The organism is Pseudorhodobacter sp. (assembly GCF_030452865.1).
Classification (GTDB): Bacteria; Pseudomonadota; Alphaproteobacteria; order Rhodobacterales; family Rhodobacteraceae; genus Pseudorhodobacter.
Genome location: NZ_JAKDLJ010000305.1, coordinates 1 through 4,558, shown reverse-complemented (window position 1 = coordinate 4,558; position 4,558 = coordinate 1). Strand labels below are relative to the sequence as shown.

General features: G+C 60.2%; 4 protein-coding genes. All 4 read right to left on the bottom strand.

Annotation, left to right across the window (positions count from 1 at the left end):
- Nucleotides 1-987: sugar ABC transporter ATP-binding protein (locus tag L0H65_RS15105; protein WP_301459870.1), on the bottom strand; the 987-nt coding region annotated here is incomplete at its 3' end.
- Nucleotides 984-2,117, bottom strand: coding sequence for a Gfo/Idh/MocA family protein (locus L0H65_RS15100; RefSeq protein ID WP_301459869.1), 1,134 nt, complete (start codon nt 2,115-2,117; stop codon nt 984-986). The genes L0H65_RS15105 and L0H65_RS15100, both read right to left, overlap by 4 nt.
- Nucleotides 2,117-3,172, bottom strand: a complete 1,056-nt coding sequence (locus L0H65_RS15095; RefSeq protein WP_301459868.1) for a sugar phosphate isomerase/epimerase — start codon at nt 3,170-3,172, stop codon at nt 2,117-2,119. The genes L0H65_RS15100 and L0H65_RS15095 overlap by 1 nt, the downstream gene beginning before the upstream one ends.
- A 17-nt stretch (nt 3,173-3,189) precedes the next feature.
- Nucleotides 3,190-4,503, bottom strand: coding sequence for a xylose isomerase (gene xylA / locus L0H65_RS15090; RefSeq protein WP_301459871.1), 1,314 nt, complete (start codon nt 4,501-4,503; stop codon nt 3,190-3,192).
- Nucleotides 4,504-4,558: the final 55 nt, after the last annotated feature.

The window sequence follows — 4,558 nt, the reverse complement described above, 5'->3', positions numbered from 1 at the left end:
CGCCGCTTGCGCCTGCCCCGGCGATTTGATCGTGACCGGCGCGCCATTGATCCTGACCTCGCCCGTGTGCGACCGCAGCCCAACCAAACCTTCCATCGCCTCCGTCCGACCAGAGCCGATCAGGCCGGAAATGCCCAAAATCTCGCCTTTGTGCAGATCGAAGCTGATGTCGCGGACAAAACCCGGCACGCTCAACTCCTTGACAGCAAGTACAACATCGCGGCCCACTGCGGTGTCGCGCTGCGGATAAAGCGAGGAAACATCGCGCCCCACCATCGCTTCCGCCATCTGATCCTCGGTATAATCAGCTGTCAGACCTTGGGAAACAACTGCACCATCGCGCAAAATGGTGATCCTGTCCGAAATCCGCTTCACCTCATCCAGTTTGTGCGAGGTGAACAAGATCGCGACACCCGCCGCCTTCAGGTGTTCGACCTGCGCGAACAACACTTCGGCTTCGCGTTCGGTCAGCACTGCCGTCGGCTCATCCATGATCAGCACTTTGGCGTTGCGGGACAGCGCCTTGGCAATCTCCACCATCTGCTTGTCGGCATTCGCAATATCGCGCACCCGAGCGTTCGGGGAAACGCCGCAGTTCAGCCGTTCCAGCAGCGCCTGCGCCTCTGCCTGCATCGCTTTGGTGTCGAGCAAAAGCCCGCGCTTCTTCTCATGGCCCAGAAAGATGTTCTGCTCCACGGTCAACGGGTCGGCAAGATTGAACTCCTGATGGATCAGGACGACGCCCTGCGTCTCCGCCTCCTGCGACCCGGCAAACCGCACCGGCACATCGTTCAGCGCGACCGTGCCGGAGGTCGGGGCGAGATAGCCCGCCATGATTTTCATCGTCGTCGATTTCCCCGCGCCATTCTCACCGATCAGGGCGTGGACCTCGCCGGGTGCAAGGGTGATACTGACATCATGCAGCACCTCCACCGGGCCAAAGCTGCGACGAAGATTTGTCAGCGAAAGGGAAATCGGCGCGGTCATACCGAAACCCAAGCCGCGTTGCGGTTTGAGGATCGAACGCAGGCATCAATGAACACCACCCCGGCCAATCCGTCCTGAACCGTGGGTAACAAGTGCTCCGGTCGGCCACCATCTCGCGCAGCAACAATCAAATCCGCCGCCTCGTTGTAGATATTGGCGAAACCTTCGAGATAGCCTTCGGGATGGCCAGGCGGGATGCGGGAGGCTGTTTGATTGGCAGCAATGGCCCCTGCTCCGTTGCGGGTCAGCAGGCGTTTGGGTTCACCGTGCGGCGTGAACCACAGGTAATTCGGGTCTTCCTGCGACCATTCCAGCCCGCCTTTGTCGCCGTAAACCCGCAGCCTCAAAGCGTTCTCATTGCCCGGCGCGACCTGCGACGACCACAGCATCCCCTTGGCCCCGCCTTTGTAGCGCAGCATCACATGCACATTGTCATCCAGCCTGCGGCCTTCAACAAAGCTGGTCAGATCGGCGGCAAGACTGTCCAGCGTCAAGCCAGTCACAAACCCCGCAAGGTTATAGGCGTGGGTGCCGATATCGCCGACACAGCCCCCCGCACCGGAGCGCGCCGGATCGGTGCGCCATTCGGCTTGCTTCGCGCCGGTCTGTTCCACCGCGTCAGTCAGCCAGTCCTGCGGATATTCGACCTGCACCACGCGCAGCTTGCCAAGCGCCCCCTCCGCCACCATGGCGCGGGCTTGGCGCACCATCGGGTAACCCGTGTAATTATGCGTCAGCACAAACAACGCATCCGACTTTTCCGCCGCCGCAACCAGCTTTTTCGCGTCCGCCAAGGTCGAGGTCAGCGGCTTGTCACAAATCACATGGATGCCGCGCTTCAGGAACTCGCGCGCCGCCGCGTAATGCACATGGTTCGGCGTCACAATCGCAACCGCCTCCACCCCGTTTTTCAGCCGCGCCTCGCGCTGCGCCATCTCAACGAAATCGCCGTAGCAGCGATCCGCCGCCAGTCCCAGCGCGGCACCGGACGCCTTCGATTTCTCCGGCGTTGAGGATAGCGCGCCCGCAACCAATTGAAACCGCCCGTCAATGCGTGAGGCAATGCGATGCACCCCGCCGATAAAGGCGTCGTTGCCGCCGCCAACCATACCAAGCCGAATCGGGGCCATCAGGAAATCCCCATCATTTTCGCGTTCAGCGCCGTATCCGCGCCGCCATCGGCAAAGTCGTCAAAGGCGCGCTCCGTCACGCGGATGATGTGATCCTTGACGAATTGCGCCCCTTCGCGCGCCCCATCCTCGGGGTGTTTGAGCGCACATTCCCATTCCACCACAGCCCAGCCGTCAAAATCATTCGCCGCCATCTTGGAAAACACCGCGCCAAAATCGACCTGCCCATCGCCAAGGCTGCGGAACCGGCCCGCCCGGTTGACCCATGGCTGATAACCACCGTAAACGCCTTGACGCCCGGTCGGGTTGAACTCCGCATCCTTGACGTGGAACATGCGGATACGGTCTTTGTATATGTCGATATTATCAAGGTAATCAAGGCATTGCAGCACATAATGCGACGGGTCATAGAGCATGTTTGCGCGGGCGTGGTTGCCGGTGCGTTCCAGAAACATCTCATAGGTGACACCATCATGCAGGTCTTCGCCGGGGTGAATCTCATAGCAGACATCGACGCCACAGTCCTCGGCGTGGTCCAGAATCGGCAACCAGCGTTTGGCCAATTCGTCAAACGCCTGCTCCACCAAGCCCGCAGGGCGCTGCGGCCACGGGTAGACATAGGGCCAGGCCAGTGCGCCGGAAAACGTGGCATGTGCGGTGATGCCAAGGTTCTTCGACGCCGACAGCGCCTTTTTCACCTGATCGACCGCCCATGCCTGCCGCGCCTTCGGGTTGCCGCGCACGGATGGGGCGGCGAACCCGTCAAACACGTCGTCGTAAGCCGGATGCACCGCGACCAACTGACCTTGAAGATGGGTCGAAAGCTCCGTCACCTCCACACCGTTCGCCCGCGCTTGGCCCGCCCATTCCTCGCAATAGGTTTTGGACGTGGCGGCCTTGTCCAGATCAATCAACCGCGCGTCCCAACTGGGAACCTGCACACCTTTATAGCCGCAATCCGCCGCCCATCTGGTGATGCTGTCCCATGAATTGAACGGTGCGGCATCGCCCGCGAACTGTGCCAGAAACAGCGCCGGCCCGTTGATCGTTTTCATCTTAACCCTCCCTCGCGTCACACATAGCGGTTGACGATATTTTCCAGCTTTTCCTGCTGACCAGACACCGGCGCGGGGCGCAGGTTCGCCGCTTCGGCCCGCGCCGCAATCCCTTCCAGCGTGGCCCCATCGGCCAGCATCGCTTGGGCGGCGTCACTTTCCCACCCGGAATATCGCGCGCGGCGCGGGCCTTCCAAAGCACCATCGGCAATCATCGCATGGGCCGATTTCAGCCCCCGCGCGCAGATATCCATGCCGCCGATATGGGCCGCGATCAGGTCGCTCGCGTCCAGCGATTGACGCCGCAATTTGGCGTCAAAATTGGTGCCTCCGGTGGTGAAGCCGCCTGCCATCAACACCTCGTAATAGGCCAATGCCGCCTCGGACGGCGAATTGGGGAACTGGTCGGTATCCCAGCCGGATTGATAGTCATTGCGGTTCATGTCGATGGAGCCGAAAATCCCTAAGGTCCGCGCCATCGCCAGCTCATGCTCAAACGAATGACCAGCAAGGATCGCATGACCCTGTTCGATGTTCATCTTGACTTCGTTCTCAAGTCCAAACCGCCTGAGGAAACCATAAACCGTCGCCACATCGAAATCATATTGATGTTTCGTCGGCTCCTGCGGCTTCGGTTCGATCAAGATCGCGCCTTTGAAGCCGATCTTGTGCTTGTACTCAACCACCATGCTCAGGAAACGGCCCATCTGCTGCAACTCCCGCTCCAGATCGGTATTGAGCAGGGTTTCATAGCCTTCGCGCCCGCCCCAAAGCACATAATTCTCACCGTTGAGACGATGGGTCACATCCATGCAGGATTTCACCGTCGAGGCGCAGTAGGCGAACACATCCGGGTCCGGGTTGGTCGCCGCCCCCGACATATAGCGCCGGTTGGAGAACATGTTCGCAGTCCCCCACAGCAGCTTCGGCCCGCCCTGCGCCATCTTTTCCGCAAAGTAATCCGCCATCTCATTCAGGCGCTTGTGACTTTCCGCCAACGTGTCGCCTTCGGGGCGGATATCGTGGTCGTGGAAACAGAAAAACGGCACGCCGAGGATGCGGAACATCTCAAACGCGGCATCGGCCTTTTGCTTCGCCAGTGCCATCGTGTCGGCGGGGAACCAAGGGCGTTCAAAGGTTTGGCCGCCGAACGGGTCGTTGCCTTCCCAGACGAAGTTGTGCCAGTAGCAGACGGCAAAGCGCAGATGCTCCGCCATGGTTTTGCCGCCAACCATTTCGGCCGGGTTGTAGTGGCGAAACTGCATGGGATCGGTGCAATTCGGCCCGCCATAGGTGATCGGTGCGATATCAGCGAAATATTCGGTCATCAGATGTTCTCTCGACTATAGATGTTCAACCGGATTTTCCCGGCATCAGGGGGTAGGT